Origin of the sequence: Pseudonocardia sulfidoxydans NBRC 16205 (genome assembly GCF_007989085.1) — a bacterium.
Lineage (GTDB): Bacteria > Actinomycetota > Actinomycetes > Mycobacteriales > Pseudonocardiaceae > Pseudonocardia > Pseudonocardia sulfidoxydans.
In genome coordinates, this window is sequence record NZ_BJVJ01000028.1 from 1 (window position 1) to 25877 (window position 25877).

Here is a 25877-nt window from a genome sequence, read left to right on the forward strand (position 1 = left end):
CCCCTGGGCGGCATGGACGTGCACGGACACGCCATCCCGCTGGCCTACCAGGGCGCCCCGGTGCCCAAGCGGATGAACCAGCTCGGCTCGGCGGGCCACTCGGTGGCCGGCTCGCTGCTCACCCCGGACCCGGTCGAGGAGACCGTGGCCCTGCAGACGGCGTGGACCGAGAACCACCAGACCGAGGTCGACCGGATGAACGAGCGTCGTGGCGAACCGACCCTGGCCGGCCGCCCCGACGCACGCCGTCCCGCCAGCGGAGCCGACGCTTGATGGTCTGACCGTGTTGGTGACGCGGGCAAAGTCGGCGCTGGTCCACGGTGATTGACGCGCAGCTCTCCGGCACGACCAACGCGGTCAGCGTGTCCCTCTCGCGGAGGTTCCTGATCCGGATCAGACTATGACCGGGACTCCAGCGGCAGCATGCGGCCAGGTGAGGATCACGCTGGTGGCCGCGACGATCACCGGTGGCGCGGGCGCGGCGGCGGTGAGGTCATTTCGCCAACGGACGTCACTCTGCGGGCTAGTGCAACGTTGTGCACTTCGAGGCATGATGTAGCAGAACTGTGCACTCATTGACGAAGTTGTACAGAACTGAGCTGTAGTTGTCGGAGAAGGGGGTGACCATGACCGCGGCGGTGCGAGCGCAGATGAAGGTCGCCGAGGCCGCCGAGGAGCTCTTCCACGACGACCAGCTCGTTGATCTGAAGACCCCACACCCTGAGCGCGGCCTGTCCTTCGACGACGCGATGGCCGAGATCGAGAAGCGATACTCGGTCGCCATCGACCTCCTCGGGAAGCTGTGATCCTGGACGACGGCTGGCTCTACCTCGAGCTGGACGACGTCAAGAAGATCATCGCCCAGTGGGGCCTGAAACCGATCCAGAGCACCCACAAGGTCGACTCTGCCCTGAGTCGTCCTCGCACAGCGCCCTTCGGGCACAACCCGTTCCCTGACGCCGCATCGAAGGCTGCTGCGCTCGGCTGGGTGTCGTCCGTAACCATGGCCTCGTCGACGGCAACAAGCGACTGGCCGCGATCGCGACGTTGGCCTTCCTGTACGTCAACGGCTTCGACGCTGCAATCACTCAAGGCGAGTTGGTAGCGCTCTTCATCCAGATGGCGAGGGGCCTGATGGATCAAGAGGAGCTGTGCGCGTTCCTGCGCACTCGCACCGAGCCGCGCCCCTAAGCCAGGCGCGTTTCGGCAGGTCAACGGGGCGACTCCTGCGCTGAATGCCTGCCCTCACATCCCGCGTTCTGACCGTCGAGCTAGGTGGTTCGACACCGTGGGTTCGGCTCAACTCGCACCAGGCTGCGCGGGCTCACCGCGACGAGCAGCCCGCGGCGCGAGTCGACGGTGACCGTGCGAGCCGCGATACCGGACGTTCTCGCACCGGTCGAACAGGAGGTGCGGCGGAAGCTCTGTCGTCACGCGCCCGAGGGTCCGCCGACGCAGGGGGGTCAGGGCGAGAACCGGCCGGCGAGCTGCACCCGCCGGGCGGTGTCGGTCGGGTTGCCGGAGCGGTCCTCGACGGTGATGGGCCGCATGGCACCGGCCGCCGCGGTGTTGCGCTCGAGGAGCGGAGCGAGCGCGCGCAGGTCGGCGCGCATCCCTGCCACTTGCGAGGCCAGGGCGGCGAGCCCCGTCGACGATCCGCCCCCGCCGAGCGGCGTCGCGACCGAGTCGATCCCGCGACCGGCCGCGCCGGCGAGCTCGTCACGAGTGACGCCCGCCCGACCCGAGGGGCCGGCGAAGCCAGCGGCCAGGTACCGGCGGAAGGCCCCGCGGGGGGCGAGGTCGTAGCCGAGCGCGCGAGCGGTCTGGCTGAGGATGTCGCGGGAGCGACGCGACCGGTCGTGCGGGATGAACGACTCCTTGCCCCGCAGCCGGTCTCCGATGACGCGCCAGGTGTTCGGCTCGACGACCTGGGCGATGCCGCCCCGCATCGGGCGCAGGTGGCGGATGGTGGCGCCGTTGGCCATGCCGAGGATGCCGCCCTTGGCCACCGGTGCCATTGGCGATGCTCCCGGCGCCGCCGACGTACTTGACGCCGACCGTGGTGTCCGCGCGCATCCCGGCGATGTTGCGTCGGATGGCGTCGGCGATCGGCGTGGCCGCATCCTTGGCCCCGACGGTGACGTCGGAGCGGCTCTTCGCGATCGTCCCGAGTAGTGCGTTGAGGATGTCCTGCGCGCCGGCGTGCCGTTGGCGGTCGCGTCGAAGATGCTTCGGCACTCACAGGTGGCGATCACCGCCGACCTCTACGGGCACCTGACGCGAGAAGCCTCACACGCCGCCGACGGCCCGCCGCCGTCCCCGACGCTGCCGCGGCCGAGAGGGCCGCGGAGCGTGCGATGAGCGATGCGACCACTGTGCGACCACATCAGCCGCTGCCGCACCTTCTGAGGAGGTGAATGATGACCGTTCCTGCTGGTCACCGTGGTGCGCCCGAAGGGATTCGAACCCCTAACCTTCTGATCCGTAGTCAGATGCTCTATCCGTTGAGCTACGGGCGCGTGCTCTTCAATTGTAGCCGCAGCCGACCCGGGAGTCGGACCACGCCTGCGCGGAGGCTCCGGGATTTGAACCCGGGATGGGGGGTGACCCCAAACCGCATTAGCAGTGCGGCGCCATAGACCAGACTAGGCGAAGCCTCCCGGGGCCTCTCGGCCTCAGCGAGTAGAACCTTACACGCCCCTCCGACGGCCCTCGCACACCCCCCACCCCCCGGACGATCACCCGATGTCGATCATCCGGAGGCGGCCATCTCCAGGAAGGGCGCCAACGAGTCGGGGTTCTGCAGGGCGCCGCGGCTGACGGCCTTGTCGGGGGCGACTCCGGCCAGGATCTTCTTGACCGGGACCTCGCACTTCTTGCCGTTCAGGGTGCGTGGGACGGCGTCGATGACGATGAAGCGGTCGGGCACGTGCCGGGGTGAGAGCTCGGTTCGCAGGGTCTTCCTCAGGCCGGCTTCGACGTCGTCCAGCGACGTGCCGTCGGCGAGGACGAGGAAGCAGAGGAGGGCGCCCTCGCTGCGCGCCCCGAGCTCTGTGGTGTCGATCACGAGGGAGTCGGCGACGCCGTCGACGGCTTCGACGACGGCGTAGAAGTCGGCGGTGCCCATGCGGACGCCGCCGCGGTTGAGGGTGGAGTCGGAACGGCCGTAGATGACGTAGGAGCCGCGCGGGGTGAGGCGGACCCAGTCGCCGTGGCGCCAGACGCCGGGGTAGTCGTCGAAGTAGGCCTCGCGCAGGCGGGTGCCGTCGGGGTCGTTCCAGAACATGACGGGCATGGACGGCATGGGGCGGGTGACGACGAGCTCGCCGACCTCGTCGAGGAGCTCCTGGCCCTTCTCGTCGTAGGCGACGACAGCCGCACCCAGTGCGGCGCAGGAGATCTCGCCGCGCCACACGGGGACGGTGGGCGCCCCGCCGACGAAGGCGGCGCACAGGTCGGTGCCGCCGGAGACGGACGCGATCTGCAGGTCGTCACCGACGGCGTCGCCGACCCATTCGAATCCCTCGGGCGAGAGCGGGGCACCGGTGGAGCCGACGGTGCGCAGGGCGGAGAGGTCGGCCTCGTCGCGGGGGCGCAGGCCGGCCTTGAGGCAGGACTGGATGAAGGGGGCGGACGTCCCGAAGTATTTGACGCGGTGGCGTTCGGCGAGCCGCCAGAGGGCGCCGAGGTCGGGGTGGGCGGGGCTGCCGTCGAACAGGACGATCGTCGCCCCGGCGAGCAGGCCGCCGATGAGGTAGTTCCACATCATCCAGCCGGTGGTGGTGAACCAGAAGAAGCGGTCGCCGGGGCCGAGGTCGGACTGCAGGCGCAGGGCCTTGAGGTGTTCGAGCAGGATGCCGCCGTGGCCGTGGACGATGCCCTTGGGCAGCCCCGTCGTCCCGGACGAGTAGAGGACCCACAGGGGGTGGCCGAACGGGACGGGCTCGAACGCGAGCGGCGCGGCGTCGGCGGTGAACTCGGCCCAGCCGGTGGTGCCGTCGAGGGTCGCGGCGTCGTCGAGGTAGGGGACGAGGACGGTCTCGCGGACGGTCGGCAGCTGGGAGCGCAGGGCGGTGACGGTGGGTCGGATGTCGAACGTCCGGCCGTTGTAGACGTAGCCGTCGACGACGACGAGGACGGCGGGTTCGATCTGGGCGAAGCGGTCGTGGACGGCGCGGGCGCCGAAGTCCGGGGAGCACGACGACCAGATCGCGCCGAGGCTCGCGGTGGCGAGGAAGGCGACGAGCGTTTCGACGCTGTTGGGCGCCAACGCGACGACGCGGTCGCCCTTGCCGACTCCGGCCCGGACGAGGCCCGCCCGGAACCGGCCGACGAGGTCGCGCAGCTCGGCGTGGGTGACGACGCGTTCGATGCCGTCCTCGCGCGCGAACACGAGGGCGTCGTCGGTGTCGGCGCGGCCGGGTCCGTCGGTGAGGGCGTGTTCGGCGTAGTTCAGCGTGGCGCCGGGGAACCAGTCGGCGCCGGGCATGGCGTCGGCCCCGAGGGGCGCGGTGGGGGCGTCGTGGAAGCGGACGCCGAAGAAGTCGGCGGCGGCGGCCCAGAATGCGCCGACGTCGCCCACCGACCAGGCGTGCAGGGCCGCGTAGTCGGTGTCGTCGGGGAGGTCGACGCCGCGTTCGGCACGCAGGAAGCGGGCGAATCTCGCGATCTCGCTCGACGCCGCTGCGTCAGGCGAGGGGGACCACACGACGTCGGGGGCTCCGGTTGCCATGACCCGGAGTTTTCCCTGCCGCAGAGGCGGAAACCAGTTATCGCAGGTGTGAACCGAACCAGTTGAGCATCCGCTGCCAGGCCTCGGCGGCGGCGTCGGGGTCGGCGTCGAAGCGGTGGCCGGTCAGTGGGAACGTCACGAGGTCGGTGGCGACGCGGGCGCTGTCGGTGGCGTCGCGCAGCTGTCCGATCCCGGGGTGTTCGCCGCCCTCGGCCGGGGTGCCGTAGATGCCGAGCCAGGGGCAGGTCAGCGACGACGCGGCGTCGAGCAGCTCGGGCAGGCCGTCGGACGTGGGGGTGGTGACCCCGCCGCCGCCGACGGTGACGGCTGCGCCGAGGGTGCGTCTGGCCGCGACGAGGAGGGCGACGGAACCACCGAGGTCGAACCCGACGACGCCCATGCGGTCGGCCTGGACGTCGTGCTCGGCGAGCCAGCCGAACGCGGTGTCGGTGTCGGCCATGACCTCTTCGCGGTCGAGCTTGTCGACCTGCTCCTGTACGCGCTCGTCGGAGTGCGCGGCGTCGATCTCGTCGGCACCGTCGCGGTGGTACAGATGGGGCGCCACGGCCAGCCACCCGTCACCGGCGATGCCGGAGACGAGGTTGCGGACGCTCTCGGTGACACCCCGCGCTTCGTGGAGCACGACGATCCCCCCGCGCACCGAGCCGTCGGGCTCGGCAACGGTCAGCCGCAGCCGGCTGCCGTCGAGGAGCGGGACGGTCTCCGTCCGGATCTCGGTCATGGGCGCAAGCCTGTCACGTCGATCGACGAGTCACCGGGCCGGTCTACGGTGACTCCCATGACGTTGATCCGCGCGGACCTCGACGCGCTACCGGCCTACGTGCCCGGTCGCGCCGTTCCCGGGGCCGTGAAGCTCGCCAGCAACGAGGTCCCTCTCCCCCCGCCCGCCTCGGTCCTCGCCGCCGTCGCGGAGGCCGCGGCCGGGGGCAACCGCTACCCGGATCTCGCGGTGACGACGTTGACCGAGCGGCTCGCCCGGGAGCTGGACCTGCCTCCGGAGCGGGTCGCGGTGGGGTGCGGCTCGGTGAGCCTGTGCCAGCAGCTCGTCAACATCACCTGTCTCGGGCCGGCCGACGAGGTGGTCTACGCGTGGCGGTCGTTCGAGGCGTACCCGATCGTGACGCAGGTGGGTGGCGCGACGTCGCGGCCGATCCCGTTGACCGACGACTTCCGCCACGACCTCGACGCGATGGCCGCCGCGGTGGGTCCGGCGACGCGGCTGATCATGGTGTGTTCGCCGAACAACCCGACGGGCACGGTCGTCACGCGGGCGGAGCTGGAGCGGTTCCTGGCCGCGGTGGGGCCGGACGTCGTCGTCGCGCTCGACGAGGCCTACTACGAGTACGTGACGGCCGACGACGCCGTCGACGGGCGGGACCTGGTCGACGCGTACCCGAACCTGGTGGTGCTGCGCACGTTCTCGAAGGCGTACCGGCTGGCGGGGCTGCGGGTGGGTTACGCGTTCGGCGCGCCGGAGGTCGTCGCGGCGCTGCGCAAGGTGGGGTCGCCGTTCGCGGTCAGCGTCGTGGCGCAGGCGGGGGCGATGGCGGCGCTCGAGGTGAAGGAGGAGCTGCTGGCGTCGGTGCCGGGGGTGGTGTCGGAGCGCGACCGGGTGCGCGACGCGCTGCTGGGGTTGGGGTACGTGGTGCCGCCGACGCAGTCGAACTTCGTGTGGCTGGCGCTCGGCGAGCGCACGGCGGCCTTTGCGGCGCACCACATGGATCACAAGGTGATCGTGCGGCCGTTCGCCGCGGACGGGGTGCGGGTGACGGTGAGCAGCCCGGAGGAGAACGACCTGCTGCTCGCCGCGGCGGCCTCGTTCGTCGCGAACTGAGCCGCGCAGCGCGCAGACGAACGGCCCGGGGACCGAGGTCCCCGGGCCGTTCTGTTCAGCGAAGCGGCGTTCAGGTGCGCCGCCCGTCGGTCAGCTGCGCAGCGATCAGCTGCGGACGCCGCGCCGCGCCCAGATGCCCGCGACGAGCGCGATGCCGATGATCGCGACGATGAGCTGGATGATGTGCTCGAGCCAGTCGATACCGTTGGTGTCGGCCACACCGAAGGCGCGGGCGATCCAGGTACCGATGTAGGCCGCGACGATGCCGACCACGATCGTCAGCCACACGGGGATGTTCTGCTTGCCCGGGAGGATGACCCGGGCCAGAACTCCGAGGACGATACCGATGATGATTGCGCCGATGATGCTACCGAGCATGTGATCCCCCGATCCGTCGTCGAGGCGCCGCCACCACGGCCGCGCAATTTCTCGTGGCACGAGACTGACAGCGTTCGCGTTTTCTTGCTCGCTGGACGCCACGAACAACACCGAAGTGTTATCTGTCCGTTCGAATGCCGACATACAGGACGGGGGGATCCGTCCGATCGACACGTGGGCGTCCACCGTTCGCCCTGATCATGTGGCTCCGGATGGCCCGTCGGTGTTTCCGGGGGCAACGCGCTCGGACCACTCTGCGCCGAACGTGCACGTCCCACACCGACCCGAACGGGTGGTCAGCCTCCGAGAACGTATCCGGCGCCGCGCACGGTACGAATTCTTTCGGCCCCGATCTTGCGTCTCAGGTAGGAGATGTAGACCTGCACGAGATTCGCCGACGCCGGTTCCGTCCACACGCGTTGGGCGATCCGGTCGTGCGAGACCGTCTCCCCCGCCTCGGACACGAGCGCCATGAGGAGGGAGAACTCGGTCGGCGACAGCGCGACGGGTCGCCCGTCGACCTGGACCTCGCCGAGGTCGGGGTCGACGGCGAGGTCGCCGACACGTACGACCTTCTCCTCGATCAGGCCGCCCTGGCGCAGCCGCAGCCGGATGCGCGCGACGAGCTCGTCGACGGCGAACGGGCGCAGGACGTAGTCGTCGCGGTCGGCACGCAGCAGCCCGAGCAGCGACGATCGCCGCTCGCGTGGGGTCACGCCGACGATCGGCGCGGAGGAGACCTCGGCCTGCAGGGCGCCGACGACGGTCGAGACGTCGGGGCCCGGCAGTTCGACGTCGAGGACGACCAGGGCGGGGACGCCGGCCCGGGCGGCGTCGAGCACGCCGATGCCGTCGTGGGCAGGGGCGACGTCGAGGCCGTCGGCGCGCAGGCTGCGCAGCACCGACGCGGTGGCCGCGGTCGCGGGCAGCGCCAGCAGAACGGTGTCCGGCAGCGGTCCTGGATCCGACGACCGCTGGCTCGGGACGTACGCCGACGCGCCCTCTGGGGGAGCAACAGGGAGCATCGACGAAGACCCTCCCCCGTCAGCGGTAGGTAACGATCGGCTAACGGGCCGAGCGGTCGTCCTGACCTGACCAGCGGTCACTCCTGAGACACCCCTTGCTCCGATCGGAGCAAGGGGTACGGAGGACGTGCGGCGTGGGGGGCTCTCCGGCGCGTCCCGCGGACCTGTCGGCGCGCACGCGCAACCTCGGCTCTCAGGATCGTTCCTCGACGCGGCGCGGCTTCATAGGTTCTCGGTCCATGCGACGGAACAACCGCGCAGGCGACCGGCACGCTCCCCAACCGGCCGGTCGCGAGGATCGACCGCGGCCAACGGCTCCCATCCTCGGCCGCGCGACGTCCGTACGGATCGATGTCCCCGGGTCCGGCGCCCCAAGCGGGGCCCGGGGACTCGTCCCATCCGGCACCCACCGCGGGGTCGGCGCCCCTCCGAAGCTCCCCATCGGACGGTCGTCGGCGAGGCGGTCGCCCCGGGCGGGGACGGGCGGAAACGACCTCGTCCCCGCCCGCCGGCCGGCATCGGCGCCTTTCAGAGTCCTCGGCGGGCCAGCAGCGGCGCGATCTCGGGGTCGCGGCCGCGGAAGGCCCGGTAGGCCTCCATCGGTTCGACGGCCCCGCCGCGCGACAGCAGTGCCGTGCGGAACGCCTCGCCGTTCTCGCGGCGCAGGCCGCCGTTCTCGGTGAACCACTCCACGGTGTCGGCGTCGAGGACCTCCGACCAGATGTAGGAGTAGTAGCCCGCGCTGTAGCCGCCCGCGAAGACGTGGTTGAAGTAGGTGCTGCGGTACCGGGGCGGGACCGTGTCGAGCGTGATGCCGGCGTCGGCCAGGGCGCGCGCCTCGAAGTCCTGCACCTCGTCGGCGGTGGGGACGTCGTCGGTGAGGGTGTGCCACGCCTGGTCGAGGACGGCCGCGGCGAGGTACTCGGTCGTCGCGAAGCCCTCGCCGTAGGCCCGGCCCGCGACCAGCTTCTCGACGAGCTCGGCCGGCATCGGCTCGCCCGTCTCGTGGTGGCGGGCGTACCGGGCGAGGACCTCCGGCCACAGCGACCACATCTCGTTGACCTGCGACGGGAACTCGACGAAGTCGCGCGGCACGCTCGTCCCGGAGAACCGCGGGTGGGTGACGTCGGAGAGCAGCCCGTGCAGGGCGTGGCCGAACTCGTGGAACAGCGTCGTGACCTCGTCGAAGGTCATGAGGGTGGGCTCGCCGTCGGTGGGCCGGGGGATGTTGAGGGTGTTCATCACGACGGGCCGCTGCCCGAGCAGCCGCGACTGCGACACGAGCGCGTTCATCCAGGCGCCGCCACGCTTGGAGTCGCGGGCGTAGGCGTCGAGGCCGTAGAGGCCGAGCGGCCCGGAGTCGTCGGAGACCTCCCAGACGCGGACGTCGTCGTGGTACATCGTGAGATCGTCGCGTTCGGCGAACCGCAGCCCGTAGAGGGCGCCCGCGGCGTGGAACACGCCGTCGTGCAGCACACGGTCGAGCTCCAGGTAGGGGCGCAGGGCGGCGGTGTCGACGGAGAAGCGTTCCCTGCGGACGCGTTCGGCGTGGAACGACCAGTCCCACGGCTGCAGCGGCTCGTCGCCTGCCGCCTCCTGCAGCTCCGCGGCCTCGGCCTTCGCGTTGGCGACGGCTGGTGGGACGAGGTCGGCGAGCAGCCCGCGGACGGCGTCGACGGAGCCGGCGGTGCTGTCGGCGGCGACGTAGGAGGCGTGGTCGCGGAACCCGAGCAGCCGCGCCCGTTCGGCGCGCAGCGCGGCGAGCTCGGCGAGGATCGCGCGGGTGTCGTGGTCGCCGCCGCGGGCCCCGCGCTCGACCGAGGCCCGGAACAGCTCCTCGCGCAGCGGGCGGTCGGTGAGCGATGCCAGCGCGGGCTGGCTGGTCGGCAGGACGAGCGTGAGCAGGTAGCCGTCCCGGCCCCTGGCGGCGGCCGCCCCCGCAGCGGCTGAGACCGCGCCGGACGACAGGCCGTCGAGCCGGGCCGGGTCGTCGACGGCGACGGCCGAGGCGTTCGTGTCGGCGAGCAGGTGGCTGCCGAAGGCCGTCGACAGTGTGGAGATGCGCGCGTTGAGCTCTCGCAGCCGGGACTTGCCGGCCTCGTCGACCTCGGCGCCGTCGCGGACGGCCTCGTCGACGAGCTTCTCCAGCAGCCGGTGCGCCTCCGGGTCCAGCCCCAGCGCGTCGCGGCGTTCGTGCAGGTCACGGAGGCGGGCGAACAGCCGCGGGTCGAGCGCGATGGCGTCGCGGTGCGCGGCGAGCTTCGGCGCGATCTCGGCCTGCAGCGCCTCGATGGCCGCGTTGGTGTGGGCGCTCGCGCGGCTGAAGAACACCGTCGACACCCGGTCGAGGATGCGCCCGGACCGCTCCAGCGCGGCGACGGTGTTCTCGAACGTCGCCGGCTCCGGGTTCGTGACGATGGCCTCGACCTCGGCGCGCTGCTCGGCCATGCCGGCGTCGAACGCGGGGGCGTAGTGCTCGTCGGCGATGCGCCGGTAGTCGGGCAGCTGGTAGGGCAGGTCGCTCGCGCGCAGGAACGGGTTGTCGCTCACACGTCCCAACGTAGCGCCGCGGCGCGTTCCCCCAGCATGATCGCGCTGGCAGCGGGCCCCCTTCGGGGGACGGCGGGGAACACCGAGGTGTCGACGACGCGCAGCCCCTTCGTCCCGCGGACCCGCAGCTCGGGGTCGCACACCGGGCCGATGGCCGCGGTCCCGGACAGGTGCGACGACGACGTGAGGTGGTCGCGGATCCATCCGTCGAGCCGGGTGTCGTTGCCCAGGACGAAACCCTCGGGTTCGACGCGGGTGCCGAGACCCGCCCGCAGCAGGTCGGCGGCGATCCGGACGGCCGCACGCAGCCGTCGCCGGTCGGCCTCGGTGCGCAGGTAGCGGTGTTCGGTGCGGCCGGGGGTGAGCAGCCCGCTGCGTTCGGGGCGTTGCAGCGCGCACATCACGTGCAGTGGCCCGCCGGGGGTGAACGGCCGTGTGAACAGCAGCAGCTCCAGGTCGCCTGCGGGGTCGGCGCCGGAGTCGAGGTGCAGGGCGACCTGCGCGGTGACGGCGTGCGGGTGCGGCTGCGCGGTCTCGTGGGGGCGGAAGGGCAGGAAGACGGCCGGGTGGTCGGAGAACCCGATGCCGACGGGCAGGTCGTGGCGGACGCGGATGCCGGCGTCCCGCAGTGTGTCGCCGGGCCCGATGCCGGCCCGCATCAGCAGCCGCGGCGTCGCGAGGGCCCCGGCGGCGAGGACGACCTCCCCGGCCTCGACCGTGCCGGACGCGGTCCGCACCCCGACCGCCCGCAACCGGTCCAGCTCGATGCTGGTCACCGGCGTGTCGGTGCGGACGGTGAGCCCACCCCCGAGATGCACCCGAGCGTCGTCGGCCGGCCGGAGCACCGCGCTGGTGCGCATCTCGGCGGGCTGCGCGCGCAGGTAGGCGTCGGCGGCGCTCACCCGCGCCCCGTCGACGACGTTCGACGGGACCAGGCCCGCCCCGGGCGGGCCGCCGGCGTTCTTGTCGGGTTCGTCCGGGAAGCCGAGGGCGGCAGCGGCGGCGAGGAAGGGCTCGGTGGTGGGCGCTTCCAGGGCCCCCGACGGTCTGCGGACCGGTATCGGCCCCGCGTCGCCGTGATCCTCGGAGACGAAGTCGAGGTCGCGTTCACTGTGCACGTAGAACGGCAGTGCCTCGTCGTAGGAGAGGCCGGGGACCGCCCAATCGTCGAGGTCGGCTCGGGTGGCACGGACGAAGTAGGCGCCGTTGATCGCGCTCGACCCGCCGAGTACCCGGCCCCGGGGCAGGATCGCGTCGACACCTCGCGCCAGCTCTGCGGGGTAGGCCCAGTTGAGCGGATGGCCCGGCACGGTGGCGGACAGGTCAGAGGCTCGTGAGCGGTAATAGTCGCTATAGCGACTATTACCGCTCACAGGGTCGGGGCCGGCCTCCAGCAGCAGCACACTCCGGGACCGCTTCTCCGCCAGCCGCGCCGCCAGCACACAGCCCGCGCTCCCACCCCCGACGACGACCACGTCGAACCGTTCACCGACCACGAGGGCAGGATGCATGACGTGGCCGACCTCGCGCTGGACCTCGCCGACTTCATCTCCGCGAGCCCGACCCCGTACCACGCGGTGGCCGAGGCCGTGGCCCGGCTGACCGCCGCCGGGTTCACCGAACAGGTGGAGACCGCCGAGTGGGACACCACTCCGGGCGGGCGCTACCTGGTCCGGGACGGGACGGTGCTGGCGTGGTGGCAGCGCGGCGACGTGTCACCGCTGCGGATCTTCGCCGCCCACACCGACTCCCCCACGCTCAAGGTCAAGCCACTGCCCGACACCGGCGCCGGCGGCTGGCGACAGGTCGCCGTCGAGGTCTACGGCGGCGCGCTGTGGAACTCCTGGCTCGACCGCGACCTCGGCCTCGCCGGCCGACTCTCCCTCTACGACGGCACGTCGGTGCTGGTCGACGTGGCACGGCCGCTGCTGCGCGTCCCGCAGCTGGCCATCCACCTCGACCGATCGGTCAACCAGGGCCTGACGCTCGACGCCCAACAGCACCTGCTGCCGATCTGGGGCCTCGGCTCCCACTCCGAGGGTGACCTGCTCGCATTCCTCGCCGACGTCGCGACAGTCGATGCCGGTGAGATCGCCGCGCACGACCTCGTCGTCCACGACCTCACCCCGCCCGCCCGCCTCGGCGAGCACGGCGAGCTGCTGGCCGCGCCCCGGCTCGACAACCTGTCGTCGGTGCACGCCGGGATCACGTCGCTGATCGCGGCCGCCGAGCGCGACCCGTCGACGACACCCGTCTTCGTCGGCTTCGACCACGAGGAGATCGGCAGTGCCACCGCCACCGGCGCCGCCGGCCCACTGCTCGAGACGCTGCTGACCCACCTCGCCGGCGGATTCGACGCCCGCTCCCGCGTCTTCGCCGCCTCCCGGGCGCTGTCGTGCGACGTCACCCACGCCGCCCACCCCAACTATCTGCACCTGCACGACCCCGGCCACCGCGCCCTGCCCAACCAGGGCCCGTCGCTGAAGGTCAACGCCAACCAGCGCTACGCCACCGACGCCCCCGGCGCCGCCGCCTGGCAGCGCGCCTGCCGGACCGCCGGCGTCGGATCGCAGTTCTTCGTCGGGAAGAACACCGTGCCGTGCGGGTCGACCGTCGGCCCGATCATCGCGACACGGCTCGGGATCCGGACCGTCGACGTCGGCATCCCCGTGCTGTCGATGCACTCCGCGCGTGAACTCTGCGGTGTGGACGACCCCGCCCATCTCGTCGCCGCCGCCACCGAATTCCTCACCGACGCGACCTGAGCCGAAATTCATTCACATCGACGAATACCCGGAGAATTACCGGCGACGTCACGGTGGAATCCGCCGACCCGGCGCGCGGCCCGCACGGCGTGCACTCAGGCGTGCACTCAATCGAGCGAATGCACCGTTTCCCCGGCAGGTCCGCGTCGTTGATCCACACGGTGGTGGCGAGACCGGAGGGGAGCCCCTCGCTGCCGCCCCTGAACGTTGCAGCACAGCACACCCGAGCGGCATGATCCCGCCGTGGAATTCCGGACGACGATCGCCACCGCGGGCAAGAACAACACCGGCATCGTCGTGCCCGACGAGGTCGTGGAACAGCTCGGCGCCGGCAAGCGCCCCAAGGTCACCGTCACCGCGGGCGGGCACACCTGGCGCAGCAGCATCGCGTCGATGGGTGGGCGGTTCCTCATCGGCGTCAGCGCCGAGATCCGCACGATCACCGGGATCGCGGGTGGCGACGAGGTCGACGTGACCGTCGAGCTCGACACCGAGCCCCGCGAGGTCACCGTCCCCGACGACCTCGCCGCGGCCCTCGACGCCGCCCCGGCCGCCCGCGCCGCGTTCGACGCGCTGTCCTACAGCCACAAACGTCGCCACGTCATGGCGATCGACGACGCCAAGACCCCCGAGACCCGCGCTCGCCGCATCGACAAGACCGTCGCGACACTGCTCACTCCCTGACGAGCTCCCCGCACGCCCGCCGCCTCCGCCCCGGCCGCGACGACAGCGGTACCCGTGATCGGCCGAGCGGAGCAATTTGAGACACCACGACCACCCGGCGTCGTGCAGGGTGAACTCTCTGATCACCGGGAACGCCGGCGTCGACGAGGAGGTCGCATGATCCGCGAGGCTGAACTCTTCGTGACGGCGGAACAGGTCGCGGTATGGGTCCTGGGCCGGGTCGGCCGCGAACACCGATCAACCACCGTGCCACCGCCCTTCGGCCTCCCGGACGGCACACCCGTCCCCATCTCGTCCGTGATCCGCGAGCACGCCCGGGACGACGCCACCGTCCCCGACCTGCTCGCGGGTGGTGAACCCGGCACCGAGGACCCCCTCGCCGGCGGCGACAACGACCGCGAGGCCGTCCTCACCCGGCTCGCCGAGGAGTCCGTGGCCGCCGCGTCGAAGGCCGCCGACCCCGAGGCGATCGTCCACTCCCGCCACGGCGACGTCACCGTCGCCGACTACCTGCTGCGCCAGACCGTCCTGCGCGCCGTCACCGCACACGAGGTCGCGGTGTTCAGCGGGTCCGTCTGCCCGCTCACCGAGGTCTTCGCCCGCACCATGTGGGAGATCACCGAGCCGCGGGCCGACCACTGGCGCGCCGTCGGCCTCTTCGGGCCCGCTCTCACCCCCGTGCCGTCCGACGTGTCCTGGCGCGACCGCTTCCTGATGTCCGCCGGGCGGGACCCGCATCCGCTGTGGGACCGCTGACCTCCGGTTTCACGAAAGGCACCCGGGCCAGCTCCTCCCACGGCCCGTCGAGGTAGCGACACAACCCCAACCCTGTCGCCGACACGTCCGACGGGACGAACTCGGCACGCAACGCGTCGTGCAGCGCCCGGGCCCGCTCCGGGTCCACCTTGTTCTGGACGGTGACGTGCAGGTCCGCGCCCTTCGCCCGGTCCTGCGCCGACAGCCACGGCTCCCACCGCTGCGCCAGCCCCGACCGCGCCTGCGCGAGCGCCGGCGACCGCAGTACGAACGCGACGCCCCGCCCCATGAACCGCAGACCCGCCACACGCACCGGGACCACGGCGCCCACGCGGCCCGCCACCACGACGAGGTCGTCCTCCACCTCGCGCCGGTGCTCCCCCGGCAACTCGTGGAACAACGTCACGTGCGCGGCCAGGTGGTTGCGCTCGGGCGGGAAGTGCGTGCGCCGCAACGCGTCGAACCGCTCCTGGGCCGCGTCGTCGAGAATCGCCGTGACGATCAGCGCGTCGGCCATGGGCCGAACGGTAGCCCTCGACACCGCTGGTGCGTGCCGAGCCGGCGCCGACGAGCCCAGCTCGTCACGGGGAGACGTCGACGATCGACGCGACGTCCTGGGCCCCTGGGCGATGCAACCGCATCTTCCCGTCGCGTGTCACGCGCACCATGCTGCTGGCGCGGGGGACGCGGCGCGGATCCCGCAGCGCGTCGCCGTCGATCACCGGCACGTCGGTGCCGAGCATGCGCGCGGCGTCGGCCGCACACGCCGCCGGTGGCTGCCCGCTACGGTTGGCGCTGCTGCCGTGCAGGCGCGGGAAGCGGTCCCACAGCGGAGCCGACGGGCCCCACCGTCCGTTGAACATCGCCAGGTGGCCGTCGTGCACCCCGGACCGGACCCACTCCGGCAACGACGCGTCCTCGCGTACCGGGACCAGCAGCGACAGCCGCCGATCCAGCAGGGCGAGGATCCTCGGCAGCAGCTCACGCGGCAGGTCGAGGCCCGGCGTGACCCGGTGCCACTCGGCGTGGTCGTGCAGCGAGACCGCCACCGGCTGCTCCACCGGCCGCCCCTTCGCCGCGTTGACCGCGGCCGGGTCGGTGGCGACGAGCCCGTAGGTCATGGGGCTGGGGTTGGGCACGACGACGGCCTGTCCGCGGGCCAGGGCGCGGCACGCCGCGTCGAGCCCGGGCAGCGGGTGTGGTTCAGCCATCGTCACCATGGATCGCACGCTAGGCAGCGCGACACCCGGCGGGGAAAGACCAGCTGCCCATGGACCCAGAGCCGTAGCCTATGAGTCGTCGTGCTCGTCGTAGCCGTCGTAGCCGTCGTCGTTGTCGTCGTTGTCGTCGGGGGGAGGCGCCCCTGTGGAGCCCGAGGTGCGGCTGCTGCGCTACTTCCTCGCCGTGGCCGACGAGCTCAGCTTCACCCGCGCCGCGCGTCGGCTGCACATCGCCCAGCCCTCGCTCAGCGCCCAGATCCGCAAGCTCGAAGCCCAGCTCGGCGTCACCCTGCTGCAGCGCGACACCCGCAGCGTGTCACTCACCCCCGCCGGGCAGGCGCTGCGCGCGCGGGGACCGGCAGCGCTCGCCGGGCTGACGCACGCGTGGGACGCCGCGCGCCGGGCCGGGGAGGAGCTCACCGGGACGCTGCGGCTGGCGTACACCCTCAGCGCCGGCTACGACACGGCACCGCAGCTCGTGCAGGCGGTGCACGAGCGCCATCCCGGCGTCGAGATCGTCACCGAGGTGCTGCCCACCGCCGCGATCCTCCGCGCGGTCCGGGACCGACGGGCCGACGTCGGCCTGGCCCGGGCCGCGAGGCCTGCGGACGGCGTAGACCTGCAGACCGTGCGACGCGATCCCGTCGGCGCGCTCGTGCGCGTCGACCACCCGCTCGCCGAACTCGACGCGGTCGCGCTCGCCACGGTCGCCCGCTATCCGGTCGCCATCCATCCGCGCGCCGCCAACCCGTCGTACCACGATTTCGTCACCGGCCTGTTCTCCGACCAGGGGCTCCGACCACGCCTCGTGGAACGAGACATCTCGTTCGACGTCAGCCAGCGGACGGTCGGCGACGCCGAGACCGTCGCCCTGGCCGGGCTCTCCTCGACCGGAGGGCTCGCGGCGCACCTTCGCTGGGTTGCGCTGACCGAGCCCGTGACCGTCCCGTTCGTGCTCGTGCTGCCCGCCGCCGAGGTGTCGCCGACGGCCGAGGTCTTCGCGCGCATCGCCGCGGAGCACGCCGTCACCCGGCGGTGGCTCGGCCCCGCCGCGGAATCGTCCTGAAGGTCACGTCCAAGGACCGAGATCATGCTGCGCGACGAGACCTTCGACGGCGCGCCCCCGGCGTTCACGATCCGGCTGCCCGAGCATCCGTCAGGAATCGAGAAGCAGCAGGAGCACCCCCGCTCCTAACGTCTTCCCCATGACGCGCATCGCATCCCTCACCGTCCAGACCACCGACGTCGACCGCTCCCGGACCTTCTGGGCCGCGCTCGGCCTCGACCACCTCGTCGACGTCGCCAACACCGACGAGCCCTCCACCGGGTTCCGCGGCTTCACCGTGTCGCTCGTCGTCGCCGGGCCCGCCACCGCGCTCGCGCTCGTCGACGCCGCGACCGCCGCCGGCGGCACCGTCCTCAAGCCCGCCGCCAAGTCGTTCTGGGGCTTCGGCGGCGTCGTGGCCGCCCCGGACGGCACCATCGTCAAGATCGCGTCGTCGTCCAAGAAGGACACCGGTCCCGCCACCCGCGACATCGACTCCGTCGTCGTCCTCCTCGGCTGCGACGACGTCGCCGCGACCCGCCAGTTCTACGTCGACCACGGCCTCACCGTCGGCAAGAGCTTCGGCCGCAAGTACGTCGACTTCACGATGGACGGCAGCCCGATCACGCTGGGGCTCTACGGCCGCCGCGCCCTCGCCAAGGACGCCGGCGTCCCCGCCGACGGCACCGGCTCCCACCGCATCGTCATCGGCGGAGACGTCGGCGACCTCACCGACCCCGACGGCTTCCGCTGGCACCCCGCGGCCGTCGCCGAGAAGGCGTGACCGCCGTGGACGCCGCCGCCCGGGTCGACGAGCTGATCACCGACCACGCCGACTGGCGCGGCGAGACCCTCGCCGCTGCCCGCCGCGTCATCCTCGGCGTCGACCCCGGCATCGACGAGGCCTGGAAGTACATGGGTGCGCCCTGCTGGGACCTCGACGGGCCCCTGATCGTCGGCGGCATCTTCAAGGCGAAGGTCAAACTGGGCTTCATGTACGGCGCCTCGCTCGACGACCCGTCGGGCCTGTTCAACGGCGAGCTCGGCGGCAAGCAACGCCGCTCCTACGAGCTGTACGAGGGCGACACCCTCGACGAGGCCGGCCTCGCCGCGCTCGTCCGCGCCGCGATCGCCCACAACCGCGCGAGGTAGCGCCGCGCCGCACATCAGCTGTCGACGGCCGGCTGCGCGGCGTCGGGCTCGAGCGCGTCGAGAGCCGCACGCATGGCGGACAGCACGCGCAGCGTGGTGCCGATGTCGGAGTCGCTGAGCCCGCCGGGCGTGCGCCCCATCAGCTCGTACTCCCGGGCGAGGACGGCCCCGATCGCGGCCCTCGTCGGTGAGCACGATCAGCACCGACCGCCGGTGCTGCGGGTTGTCGCGGCGTTCGACCCAGCGAAAGCCCTGGCCGACAGGTCGACTTGCCGGCTCCCGACCCATCATCTATGCATGACTCATGCATGAGAAGCGTCTCGCCAACCTTCTGGGAGCGGCATCGTTGGCACTCTCGGACCTGATGCTGACCCAGGTCCGGGAAGCGGGGCGGGTGAGCGCGAGCGGAGCAGCCGCACTGGTCGTCCTCGCCTACACACCAGGTCTCAGCGTCACCGAACTCGGCCGGAGGATCGGCCTGTCTCAACCGGCGACTGCTCGAATGGTGGACTCGCTGGAGACCTCCGGCCTGGTCCAGCGGGGTCAGAAGGCCGGACGCACGGTCTCGGTCGAGTTGACAACTGCGGGCCGGCGCACGGTTCGAGAGGTCCGCGCCACTCGCGACACGCAGATGGGCTCGCTCCTGGCCGGTCTCGACCCCGACGACCGAGCCCAGCTCGAACGTCTCCTCGAAGTGCTGCTCACCCGGCTCTACAACGACGTGGGCAGCTCAGACCTGCTGTGTCGGCTCTGCGACCGGTCCTGCTGCACGGACGGTGCGATCTGCCCCGTCGGACAGGCCGAACGCGATCAGAGGCGGTGACAGGCCGTGGGCGCACTGCTCGCTCTCGCTTCGGCGTTGAGCTACGGGCTGTCGGACGTCATCGGTGGCGTCGTCGCCCGTCGGATGCGCGCGGTGCACGTGGCTCTACTGGGTCAGCTCGGCGGGCTCGTCGCGGTCGCCATCGCCGCACCGCTCCTCACCCCCGCCCGACCCGACATACCGGACCTCGCCTGGGGCGGGCTCTCCGGTCTCGGAACCGGACTTGCCATGGCATTCCTCTTCCGCGGCATGAGCCGAGGCGCGATGTCGGTCGTGGTCCCGATCAGCGCGGTCGGCGGAATCGCGCTCCCCGTCCTCGTCGGGGTCGCACTGCTCGGCGACCGACCGGCGTGGCTGACCTGGACCGGCGTGGGACTCGCTCTGCCCGGCCTGTGGCTCGTGTCTCGGCACGCATCAACCGCCACGACTGATCCAACACGCGGATCAGTCGGTGATGGACTCGTCGCCGGCGCGGGAATCGCGCTCCAGTACCTCGCACTTGCCAGATGCAGTCCCGATGCCGGCCTCTGGCCTGTTCTCGCCGGCAGACTCACCGCAGTCCTGATCGTCGGCGTGCTCGCAGTCACGATGATGCGGCAAACGTCAGCCGACCCCGACGGGCACAAGAGGACGCGGTCCGTGCTCGCCGCTGCCGGGTCCGGGGTGCTTGCGGCGGTGGCACTGACTGCGTACGCGTTGGCGGCCCAGTCCGAGTTCGTCACGGTCGCGGTGGTGCTGTCTTCGCTCTACCCGGTCGTACCCGCGCTGGTCGGCATCGCATTCCTGGGCGAACGTCTGTCACGACGACAGGTGCTCGGTCTTGCCGTCGCCCTGACAGGCGCGGTCCTGATCGCCGTCTTCTGACGACCCGGCCCGGCACGTTCCTGTCGCCGGGTTTGCTGTCAACGCTCCGACGTGCAACACGCGCAGGTCGGTGATCATGCTGCTGACCTGGCGGAAGCGGAGGGATTCGAACCCCCGGACCCTTGCGGGACTCTCGCTTTCAAGGCGAGTGCATTCGGCCTCTCTGCCACGCTTCCGCGTAGCAGCCTAGCTGGCGGCCGCGACCGCGTCGTCGCCGCTCAGGGCACGCTGGATCCGTTCGAGCGCATCGGCGAAGCTGCTCTGCTCGGTTTTGGTGACCTGCGAGATCACGAGCTCGCGGACGGCGGTGACGTGCGTCGGGGCGGCGCGCTCCAGCAGTTCCATGCCGGCGGGGAGGAGGGCGGCGAGGACGCCGCGGCCGTCGGAGTCGCAGACCTGGCGGGCGACGAGCCCCGCCTTCTCCATTCGCGCGATCTGGTGGGAGAGCCGGGACTTGGAGGAGGCGATGAGCTCGGCCAGCACGCTCATGCGCAGCTGTCGGCCCGGGGCCTCGGAGAGGACCACCAGGATCGTGTAGTCGCTGTGCGTGACGCCGTGCGACTCGCTGAGGTTCTGGTTCAGACGGGACTCGAGCAGCGTGGCCGTGGTGATGAAGGACCGCCAGAACCGCATCTCGTCGTCGTCGAGCCACTGCGTGGTCCCGCCATCCGACATGGACTCAGCCTACTTGTCGGCACCGGCGTCGACCGGACGTCCTGGTTGTGGTGGGATCAGCGCGCTGGGCGGCACACGGTCGCGTGGGAGGCAGCGGGGATGCGGTTCGACGAGAACGCCGATCTCGACACGTCGAGCGTCGACGACCTGCGGGGATCCGGTGGTCGTGGGGGCGGTGGCGTCGGCGGCCGGGTCGCGGTCGGCGGCGGCGGGCTGGGGATCATCGGCCTGATTCTGTACTTCGTGATCTCCGCCCTCGGGGGCGGCGGTACCGGCGGCGGCGGTGGGTTCGCGTTGCCGAGCAGCGGCCTGACCGGTCTGCAGAGCGGGCAGCAGGCCGACGGTTCGGCCATCGCGCAGAGCTGTCAGACCGGCGCCGATGCGAACACCAGGCTCGACTGCGAGGTCGTCGCCGTCGTCAACTCGTTGAACGGCTACTGGTCCGATGTGTTCGCGCGGTCCGGGCAGACGTACTCCGTGCCGCGCATCAACTTCTTCTCCGGCTCGGTCAACACCGGTGGGTGCGGCAGCGCGACGTCGGACGTCGGTCCCTTCTACTGCCCGGCTGACCAGGAGGTCTACATCGACCTCTCGTTCTTCGAGGAGCTGGAGACGCGGTTCGGCGCTCAGGGCGGTCCGTACGCGCGGGCGTACGTCATCGCCCACGAGTACGGGCACCATGTGCAGAACCTGCTCGGGACGAGCCGGCGTGTCCAGGCGGGCGACAGTGGCCCGACGTCGGGCTCGGTGCGCCTCGAGCTGCAGGCCGACTGCTACGCCGGTGCGTGGGGCAACCACGCGACGCAGGTGCCGACGTCGACGGGGCGTCCGCTGATCACCGACGTCACGCAGGCCGACGTGGCGGCCGCGCTCGACACGGCGTCGCGGATCGGTGACGACTACATCCAGTCGAACCTGGGCGGCGGTCGGGTGAACGAGAGCCAGTTCACCCACGGCAGCTCGGCGCAGCGCGAGAAGTGGTACTCGACGGGCTACCAGAGCGGCAACCCGGCGCAGTGCGACACCTTCGCGCGCGGCGTGAGCCTCGGCTGACGCGACGCCACCCGCCCGGGTGAGGATCCGCCCTTCGGGGTGCGTGTGGGTGGAGCAGCCCCCGGGGGCGCCGCGGCCGCCGCTCGACCCGCAGCAGGAGGCGGCGGCTCGGGCGTTCGCCGCGCAGATGGCGCAGCAGGCGCTGGGTTACGCCGGTGCGCTCGCCCCGAGCAGCCCCGCGCAGGCCGGGTAGCTCTCGACGGCGAGGGTCCAGTCGGGCCGGACGAACTCGTCGGGCGTCACCGCGACCTGTACCTCGTCGGCGGGTTCGCCGCGTCGGACGACGGTGGCGGTGCCGGTGCGCCGGTAGCCGAGCGTGTCCGACACCCGCAGCGAGCGGACGTTGTCGGCGAACGCGGCGGAGGTGGCGCGGATGGCGCCGAGGTGGTCGAACGCGAAGGCCAGGACGGCGGCGCGCATCTCGGTGCCGATGCCGCGGCCCTGGACCTCCATCCCGATCCAGGAGCCGGAGTCGACGGTGCAGCGGCCGGGGAAGTCCTTGGCGCGCACCGTCTGCACGCCGACGACGCGGCCTTCGAACCGGACCAGGAAGTGCAGCGCCCAGTTCTCGGGGGCGAGCACGGAGCGTTGCTGCCAGAAGTACTGGAGCATGCCGCGGCCCAGGTAGCGGCGGTCGGCGTCGGTCCAGGGCACGTGGAACGGCATCTGGTCGGGCGGGTGGACGCCGCGGTAGCCGACGGCGACGAGCTCGTCGAGGCCGGCGTCGTCGTCGGGGCGCAGGTCGAGGCGCGGGGTGCGCAGGACGAGATGGCGCAGCGGCCACGGCTCGGGTACCGGATCCACCCCGCAAGCGTGCCCCACGGCCGCGACCGCAATACGGTCGACGGCATGTACGCGATCACGTTGCGGGAGCCGGGCGCGCCGGACGTCATGGAGTGGACCGAGGTCCCGGATCCGCAGGCCGGGCCGGGGGAGGTCCTCGTCGACGTCGTCGCGGCCGGGGTCAACCGCGCCGACGTCATGCAGCGGCAGGGCAACTACCCGCCGCCGCCCGGGGCGTCCGATGTCATCGGTCTGGAGTGTTCGGGGCGGATCTCGGCGGTGGGCGAGGGCGTCGTCGGCCTGGGGGTCGGCGACGAGGTGTGCGCGCTGCTGGCGGGCGGCGGCTACGCCGAGAAGGTGGTCGTGCCGGCGGGGCAGGTGCTGCCGCTGCCCGACGGGGTCGACGTGGTGACGGCCGCGGCGTTGCCGGAGGTGGCGTGCACGGTGTGGTCGAACGTCGTCGACACCGCGGGGTTGACCTCGGGTGAGACGTTCCTCGTGCAGGGCGGCAGCAGCGGGATCGGGACGCACGCGATCCAGGTCGCGAGGGCGCTCGGGGCCCGGGTGGCGGCGACGGCGTCCCCGCAGCGGCTGGACCGTTGCCGCGAGCTGGGTGCCGACATCGTGATCGACTACAACGACGACGTCGCCACGGCCCTGCTCGACGCCACCGACGGGCACGGCGCCGACGTCATCCTCGACAACATGGGTGCCAAGGGCCTGCCCAACAACGTGAAGGCGCTCGCCACGGACGGCCGGCTGATGATCATCGGTTTCCAGGGCGGGGTGAAGGGCGAGCTCAACCTCGCGGCGCTGCTGGCGAAGCGGGCGAGCGTGACGTCGCTGGGGTTGCGGGGCAGGCCGGTCGACGGGCCGAAGGGCAAGGCGCGCATCGTCGACGGGGTGCGCGAGCAGGTGTGGCCCATGGTCGCCGACGGCCGCGTGAAGCCGGTCGTGCACGCCACGCTGCCGATGCGCGACGCCGCCGAGGCGCACCGGGTGCTGGAGGCGGGAGGGGTCGTCGGCAAGCTCCTGCTGACCCGTTGAGGGCCCGGGCTGTCCTGCAGGAACCGGGCACCGACGGCGCTCGGGGCCCGGGCGCGCAATGATGTGCGGCATGAGTCAGCCGTCTGATGCCAACGAGCAGGACAGCCCGGAGCAGCAGGTCGTGGTGGTGGGCCCCGACGGGCGCCCGGTGGGCATGGCACGCGTGCCGCAAAGCGACGAGGAGACCGACGAGCAGGGCCTCTCGTCGATGGTCGAGCAGCCCGCCAAGGTCATGCGCATCGGGACGATGATCAAGCAGCTCCTGGAGGAGGTGCGGGCCGCGCCGCTCGACGAGGCGTCGCGGGCCCGGCTCAAGGGGATCCACGAGAACTCCATCAAGGAGCTCGAGGAGGGCCTCGCCCCGGAGCTGCGGGAGGAGCTGGAGCGGCTCTCGCTGCCGTTCACCGACGACTCCATCCCGTCCGAGGGCGAGCTGCGGATCGCGCAGGCGCAGCTCGTCGGCTGGCTGGAGGGCCTTTTCCACGGCATCCAGACGGCGCTGTTCGCCCAGCAGATGGCAGCGCGCGCGCAGCTGGAGCAGATGCGTCGCGGACTGCCGCCCGGCGCGATGCCGCAGGGCCAGCAGATGCCCGAGGGCATGGGTCGCGGAACCGGCCAGTACCTCTGACCGACGGTGCGGTGAACGGCGTCCCGGCCTGCTCGTCCGCAGGTCGGAGCCGTTCGTCGCGCCCCCGACGGGCCTCGGCCCACCGCGCGTTCGGCCCCGGTCACCCGCAGGTACCCTCGGCGCGTGGCTGTGACCGTGAGCGCTGAGGGGGCCCCTGCCGAGCAGGCACGCCCGCTCGACGACGAGCCCGGTCCCCGCAGCTGGGCCCGCGCCTTCAACGACCTGCGCCAGGGCTGGCGGCAGCGGCCGCTGTGGGGCTATCTCGGCTGGCAGGACATCAAGCAGCGCTACCGGCGCTCGATCCTGGGCCCGTTGTGGATCAGCATCAGCATGGCGGTCATCGCCACGGCGATGGGCATCCTCTACGGGGCGCTGTTCCAGGAGGACATCAAGACGTTCCTGCCCTACGTCGCCACCGGGCTGCTGATCTGGAACTTCGTCCAGGGCTGCATCCTCGAGGGCAGCGAGGTGTTCATCGCCAACGAGGGCCTGATCCGGTTCCTCCCCGCCCCGCTGAGCCTGCACGTCTACCGGCTGGTGTGGCGGCAGACGTTGTTCTTCGCGCACAACGTGATCATCTGGGTGATCCTGATGATCATCTTCCCGCACCCGCTGGGCTGGGCGTCCTTCATGGCGATCCCCGCGTTCGCGCTGCTGGTCCTCAACGGCGGCTGGATCACGATCCTGTCGGGCATCATCGCGACCCGGTTCCGCGACATCCCGCCGATCGTCGCCAGCCTGACCCAGCTCCTGTTCTTCATGACGCCGATCGTCTGGTCGTACGACCGGTTGCGCGACAACCCCGCCGTCGCCGAGCGCGCCCAGATCGCCGAGCTGAACCCGGTGATGCACTTCGTCGAGATCCTGCGCCAGCCCATGCTGGGCGACGCGATCGTGTGGCGGCACTGGCTCGTCGTCGGCGTGATCACCGTCGTCGGCTGGGGTGCCGCGCTGGTCTGCATGCGCAACTACCGATCCCGCGTCGCGTACTGGGTGTGACGGAATGACCGAACCGAGCATCGACATCCGCGGCGCCGCGGTCGACTTCCCGATCTTCGACGCGAAGTCGCGCTCGCTGAAGAAGGCCGTGCTGGGCAAGGCGGGTGGCCGGATCGGCACCGACAGCAAGGTCCCGATCATCGAGGCGTTGCGCGACGTCGACATCTCGCTGCGCAAGGGCGACCGCGTCGCGCTCGTCGGCCACAACGGCGCCGGCAAGTCGACGCTGCTGCGCCTCATGTCGGGCATCTACGAGCCCACCCGGGGCCGCGCCGCCGTCGTCGGCAAGGTCGCCCCGGTGTTCGACCTCGCCGTCGGCATGGACCCCGAGATCTCCGGCCTCGACAACATCCTCATCCGCGGCCTCTTCCTCGGTATGACGAAGAAGCAGATGGAGTCCCGCGTCGACGACATCGCCGAGTTCACCGAGCTCGGCGAGTACCTCGAGATGCCGCTGCGCACCTACTCCACCGGTATGCGGGTGCGGCTCGCGCTGGGCGTCGTCACCAGCATCGACCCCGAGATCCTGCTGCTCGACGAAGGGATCGGCGCCGTCGACGCCGCCTTCCTCGCCAAGGCGCGCGACCGGCTCAACGAGCTCGTCGAACGCTCCGGCATCCTCGTGTTCGCCTCGCACTCCGACGAGTTCCTCGCCGACCTGTGCGACACCGCGATCTGGATGGAACACGGCCAGATCCGCGAGCACGGCCCGCTGCGCGACGTGCTGCACCACTACAAGGGTCACGACGTCCTCGCCGACCTCGGGCGCACGTGACCGAGCCCGCGAGGTCCCAGTCGGACACAGCAACTCCGGTCACGCAGTTGCCGAGCGGCTGCGGGGCT

At 71.7% G+C, this 25877-nt stretch carries 28 protein-coding genes, 3 tRNA genes and 1 pseudogene; 17 read left to right on the forward strand and 15 right to left on the reverse strand.

Going from position 1 to position 25877, the window contains the following annotated elements; translation table 11 throughout:
• Together PSU4_RS15015 and PSU4_RS15020 are read left to right on the forward strand one after the other, a co-directional pair.
• Window positions 1–273: pseudogene (locus PSU4_RS15015) on the forward strand (cytochrome bc1 complex cytochrome b subunit); the annotation flags it as partial.
• 353 nt (window positions 274–626) lie between these two features.
• The gene (locus PSU4_RS15020; protein ID WP_186816960.1) at window positions 627–806 is read left to right on the forward strand and encodes a hypothetical protein; all 180 of its coding nucleotides are present in this window, start codon (window positions 627–629) and stop codon (window positions 804–806) included.
• A gap of 657 nt (window positions 807–1463) precedes the next feature.
• Here the strand turns inward: PSU4_RS15020 and PSU4_RS15025 are convergent.
• From PSU4_RS15025 to PSU4_RS15045, 5 genes are all read right to left on the reverse strand, one after another.
• Complete coding sequence (locus PSU4_RS15025) at window positions 1464–2018, reverse strand: hypothetical protein (RefSeq protein WP_147108298.1); 555 nt, start codon at window positions 2016–2018, stop codon at window positions 1464–1466.
• Between the two features lie 425 nt (window positions 2019–2443).
• Window positions 2444–2519: transfer RNA gene (locus PSU4_RS15030), tRNA-Arg, on the reverse strand.
• Window positions 2520–2570: 51 nt separating this feature from the next.
• A tRNA-Ser gene (locus PSU4_RS15035) sits at window positions 2571–2660 on the reverse strand.
• Window positions 2661–2752: 92 nt separating this feature from the next.
• Entirely contained in the window at window positions 2753–4732 is a 1980-nt protein-coding gene (locus PSU4_RS15040; RefSeq protein ID WP_147108301.1) for an acetoacetate--CoA ligase, read from the reverse strand.
• A gap of 37 nt (window positions 4733–4769) precedes the next feature.
• Entirely contained in the window at window positions 4770–5474 is a 705-nt protein-coding gene (locus PSU4_RS15045) for a dienelactone hydrolase family protein (protein WP_147108304.1), read from the reverse strand.
• A gap of 57 nt (window positions 5475–5531) precedes the next feature.
• Here PSU4_RS15045 and PSU4_RS15050 point away from each other — a divergent pair, with 57 nt between their 5' ends.
• Window positions 5532–6587 carry a histidinol-phosphate transaminase gene (locus PSU4_RS15050; protein WP_147108307.1) on the forward strand — a complete coding sequence of 352 codons (1056 nt, stop codon included), beginning with the start codon at window positions 5532–5534 and terminating at the stop codon, window positions 6585–6587.
• Window positions 6588–6692: 105 nt separating this feature from the next.
• On the opposite strand, the gene PSU4_RS15055 is transcribed toward PSU4_RS15050, so the two are convergent.
• From PSU4_RS15055 to PSU4_RS15070, 4 genes are all read right to left on the reverse strand, one after another.
• Window positions 6693–6965 carry a GlsB/YeaQ/YmgE family stress response membrane protein gene (locus PSU4_RS15055; protein ID WP_147108465.1) on the reverse strand — a complete coding sequence of 91 codons (273 nt, stop codon included), beginning with the start codon at window positions 6963–6965 and terminating at the stop codon, window positions 6693–6695.
• A 296-nt stretch (window positions 6966–7261) separates the two neighbouring features.
• Window positions 7262–7990 carry a response regulator transcription factor gene (locus PSU4_RS15060; protein WP_147108309.1) on the reverse strand — a complete coding sequence of 243 codons (729 nt, stop codon included), beginning with the start codon at window positions 7988–7990 and terminating at the stop codon, window positions 7262–7264.
• Between the two features lie 528 nt (window positions 7991–8518).
• A complete protein-coding gene (locus PSU4_RS15065; RefSeq protein WP_147108312.1) occupies window positions 8519–10540 on the reverse strand; it encodes a M3 family metallopeptidase in 2022 nt (673 codons plus the stop codon).
• Window positions 10537–12051, reverse strand: a complete 1515-nt coding sequence (locus tag PSU4_RS15070) for an FAD-dependent oxidoreductase (protein WP_147108316.1) — start codon at window positions 12049–12051, stop codon at window positions 10537–10539. Before PSU4_RS15070 ends, PSU4_RS15065 begins: the two co-directional genes overlap by 4 nt.
• On the opposite strand from PSU4_RS15070, the gene PSU4_RS15075 reads away from it, so the two are divergent.
• The 3 genes from PSU4_RS15075 to PSU4_RS15085 all read left to right on the forward strand — a co-directional run bounded on the left by PSU4_RS15075 (window position 12046) and on the right by PSU4_RS15085 (window position 14745).
• Window positions 12046–13305, forward strand: coding sequence for a M18 family aminopeptidase (locus PSU4_RS15075; RefSeq protein WP_147108319.1), 1260 nt, complete (start codon window positions 12046–12048; stop codon window positions 13303–13305). The genes PSU4_RS15070 and PSU4_RS15075 overlap by 6 nt on opposite strands.
• Before the next feature lie 243 nt (window positions 13306–13548).
• Window positions 13549–13989, forward strand: a complete 441-nt coding sequence (locus tag PSU4_RS15080) for a YdeI/OmpD-associated family protein (RefSeq protein ID WP_147108322.1) — start codon at window positions 13549–13551, stop codon at window positions 13987–13989.
• Window positions 13990–14145: 156 nt separating this feature from the next.
• Window positions 14146–14745, forward strand: coding sequence for a hypothetical protein (locus PSU4_RS15085; protein ID WP_147108325.1), 600 nt, complete (start codon window positions 14146–14148; stop codon window positions 14743–14745).
• Here the strand turns inward: PSU4_RS15085 and PSU4_RS15090 are convergent.
• On the reverse strand, window positions 14660–15262 hold the full coding sequence (locus tag PSU4_RS15090; RefSeq protein WP_147108328.1) for a 2'-5' RNA ligase family protein: 603 nt from the start codon (window positions 15260–15262) through the stop codon (window positions 14660–14662). The genes PSU4_RS15085 and PSU4_RS15090 overlap by 86 nt on opposite strands.
• Window positions 15263–15326: 64 nt before the next feature.
• Window positions 15327–15965 (reverse strand): L-threonylcarbamoyladenylate synthase, encoded by a 639-nt coding sequence (locus PSU4_RS15095; RefSeq protein ID WP_147108331.1) that lies wholly within the window; start codon window positions 15963–15965, stop codon window positions 15327–15329.
• A gap of 145 nt (window positions 15966–16110) precedes the next feature.
• Between PSU4_RS15095 and PSU4_RS15100 the strand changes: the two genes are divergently transcribed.
• From PSU4_RS15100 to PSU4_RS15110, 3 genes are all read left to right on the forward strand, one after another.
• A complete protein-coding gene (locus PSU4_RS15100; RefSeq protein WP_186816961.1) occupies window positions 16111–17031 on the forward strand; it encodes a LysR family transcriptional regulator in 921 nt (306 codons plus the stop codon).
• A 139-nt stretch (window positions 17032–17170) separates the two neighbouring features.
• Window positions 17171–17794, forward strand: a complete 624-nt coding sequence (locus PSU4_RS15105) for a VOC family protein (RefSeq protein WP_147108337.1) — start codon at window positions 17171–17173, stop codon at window positions 17792–17794.
• On the forward strand, window positions 17791–18162 hold the full coding sequence (locus PSU4_RS15110; RefSeq protein WP_147108342.1) for a DUF1801 domain-containing protein: 372 nt from the start codon (window positions 17791–17793) through the stop codon (window positions 18160–18162). The genes PSU4_RS15105 and PSU4_RS15110 overlap by 4 nt, the downstream gene beginning before the upstream one ends.
• 14 nt (window positions 18163–18176) lie before the next feature.
• Here PSU4_RS15110 and PSU4_RS32775 read toward each other — a convergent pair whose 3' ends face one another.
• Complete coding sequence (locus PSU4_RS32775) at window positions 18177–18302, reverse strand: hypothetical protein (protein ID WP_281290684.1); 126 nt, start codon at window positions 18300–18302, stop codon at window positions 18177–18179.
• A 164-nt stretch (window positions 18303–18466) separates the two neighbouring features.
• Here PSU4_RS32775 and PSU4_RS15115 point away from each other — a divergent pair, with 164 nt between their 5' ends.
• Together PSU4_RS15115 and PSU4_RS15120 are read left to right on the forward strand one after the other, a co-directional pair.
• Window positions 18467–18985, forward strand: coding sequence for a MarR family winged helix-turn-helix transcriptional regulator (locus tag PSU4_RS15115; protein ID WP_147108346.1), 519 nt, complete (start codon window positions 18467–18469; stop codon window positions 18983–18985).
• A gap of 6 nt (window positions 18986–18991) precedes the next feature.
• Entirely contained in the window at window positions 18992–19849 is an 858-nt protein-coding gene (locus tag PSU4_RS15120) for a GRP family sugar transporter (RefSeq protein WP_147108349.1), read from the forward strand.
• An 88-nt stretch (window positions 19850–19937) separates the two neighbouring features.
• On the opposite strand, the gene PSU4_RS15125 is transcribed toward PSU4_RS15120, so the two are convergent.
• Together PSU4_RS15125 and PSU4_RS15130 are read right to left on the reverse strand one after the other, a co-directional pair.
• Window positions 19938–20025, reverse strand: a tRNA-Ser gene (locus PSU4_RS15125).
• Window positions 20026–20035: 10 nt separating this feature from the next.
• Window positions 20036–20524: a MarR family winged helix-turn-helix transcriptional regulator gene (locus tag PSU4_RS15130; protein ID WP_147108352.1), complete on the reverse strand. Its 489-nt coding sequence runs from the start codon at window positions 20522–20524 to the stop codon at window positions 20036–20038.
• A gap of 99 nt (window positions 20525–20623) precedes the next feature.
• Here PSU4_RS15130 and ypfJ point away from each other — a divergent pair, with 99 nt between their 5' ends.
• Window positions 20624–21577: a KPN_02809 family neutral zinc metallopeptidase gene (gene ypfJ / locus PSU4_RS15135; protein WP_147108355.1), complete on the forward strand. Its 954-nt coding sequence runs from the start codon at window positions 20624–20626 to the stop codon at window positions 21575–21577.
• Window positions 21578–21626: 49 nt separating this feature from the next.
• The gene (locus PSU4_RS31300) at window positions 21627–21770 is read left to right on the forward strand and encodes a hypothetical protein (RefSeq protein ID WP_186816962.1); all 144 of its coding nucleotides are present in this window, start codon (window positions 21627–21629) and stop codon (window positions 21768–21770) included.
• Here the strand turns inward: PSU4_RS31300 and PSU4_RS15140 are convergent.
• Window positions 21725–22381, reverse strand: a complete 657-nt coding sequence (locus PSU4_RS15140; RefSeq protein WP_147108358.1) for a GNAT family N-acetyltransferase — start codon at window positions 22379–22381, stop codon at window positions 21725–21727. The genes PSU4_RS31300 and PSU4_RS15140 overlap by 46 nt on opposite strands.
• A 45-nt stretch (window positions 22382–22426) precedes the next feature.
• Between PSU4_RS15140 and PSU4_RS15145 the strand changes: the two genes are divergently transcribed.
• The 4 genes from PSU4_RS15145 (at window position 22427) to wzt (ending at window position 25809) form a co-directional block, all read left to right on the forward strand.
• Complete coding sequence (locus PSU4_RS15145) at window positions 22427–23407, forward strand: NAD(P)H-quinone oxidoreductase (RefSeq protein WP_147108361.1); 981 nt, start codon at window positions 22427–22429, stop codon at window positions 23405–23407.
• Between the two features lie 70 nt (window positions 23408–23477).
• Window positions 23478–24035, forward strand: a complete 558-nt coding sequence (locus PSU4_RS15150) for a bacterial proteasome activator family protein (RefSeq protein ID WP_281290685.1) — start codon at window positions 23478–23480, stop codon at window positions 24033–24035.
• 129 nt (window positions 24036–24164) lie between these two features.
• The gene (gene wzm, locus PSU4_RS15155) at window positions 24165–25034 is read left to right on the forward strand and encodes a galactan export ABC transporter permease subunit Wzm/RfbD (protein ID WP_373866057.1); all 870 of its coding nucleotides are present in this window, start codon (window positions 24165–24167) and stop codon (window positions 25032–25034) included.
• 4 nt (window positions 25035–25038) lie between these two features.
• Window positions 25039–25809: a galactan export ABC transporter ATP-binding subunit Wzt/RfbE gene (wzt, locus tag PSU4_RS15160; RefSeq protein WP_147108367.1), complete on the forward strand. Its 771-nt coding sequence runs from the start codon at window positions 25039–25041 to the stop codon at window positions 25807–25809.
• Window positions 25810–25877: the final 68 nt, after the last annotated feature.